This is a genomic window from Streptomyces sp. PA03-1a (assembly GCF_033792805.1).
Classification (GTDB): domain Bacteria; phylum Actinomycetota; class Actinomycetes; order Streptomycetales; family Streptomycetaceae; genus Actinacidiphila.
This window is the reverse complement of the sequence record NZ_JARAVO010000498.1, coordinates 1-818: the sequence shown is the minus strand read 5'-3', so window position 1 is coordinate 818 and position 818 is coordinate 1. Positions and strand designations below refer to the sequence as shown.

1 protein-coding gene and 1 pseudogene are annotated in these 818 nt (G+C 71.3%); both read right to left on the bottom strand.

Features of this window, described 5'->3' with window-relative positions:
• A pseudogene (locus PV341_RS45150) lies at positions 1–99 on the bottom strand (electron transfer flavoprotein subunit beta); the annotation flags it as partial.
• A gap of 191 nt (positions 100–290) precedes the next feature.
• Entirely contained in the window at positions 291–809 is a 519-nt protein-coding gene (locus PV341_RS45145) for a flavin reductase family protein (protein ID WP_500361064.1), read from the bottom strand.
• Between the last annotated feature and the right edge of the window lie 9 nt (positions 810–818).

The following is an 818-nucleotide window of genomic DNA, read 5'->3' as shown; positions in this document are numbered from 1 at the left end:
ATCCACCGCATCCCGATCCGTGGTCAGATCCCCCGCGAAGTGACGATCACCCGTGGCATCAGGCACGTACTTCACTGCGACAACGATCCTCAAGCTCACGCCTGCACTCCTACTGCTGCATGGGTACGTCAACTGCCCTTGTGAAGGCAGCATAGGCGCCTTCGACGGCGGCTCCCCGTTGGGACGCACGGCGCTCCGGCAGAAATATTACTCGCCAGTACAGCCGTCGGTCCCCCGGCAGGCAAGGGCGGTGGACTGTGACCTTGCCGACCCGGGCCTGATGGAGGGACTCAGTGGCGCAGCGCGTTGTAACGCCCGTGGTGGTAGAGCAGCGGGCGGGCCGCTTCGCCCTCGGGGGCGCCCGCCACGGCCTGGGCGACGACGATGCGGTGGTCACCGGCGGGTATGCGCGCCACCACACGGGCGACCAGCCAGGCCTGGACATCCTCCAGGAGCGGTACTCCATACGGGCCGGGTCCCCACGCGGTGGGCGGCGCGAAGCGATCGGCACCGCTGCGGGCGAAGGTGGCGGCCACCTCCTCCTGGTGCTCGCCGAGGATGTGGACGCCCACGTGGGTGGCTTCCGCGACGGTGCGCCACGCGGAGCCGGCGGTGCTGATCCCGAAGGACAGCAGGGGCGGCTCGGCGGACACGGAGGTGAGGGAGGTGGCCGTGAAGCCCGCGGGGCGGGTGCCGGCCGCGGTGATGACCGCGACCCCGGCGGCGTGACGGCGGAAGACGGCACGGAAAGCGGTCGGGTCGAATTCGGTCGGGTCGAAGGCGCCGGTCACGGCGGGCGGCGGGGCCAGGGGGACCGG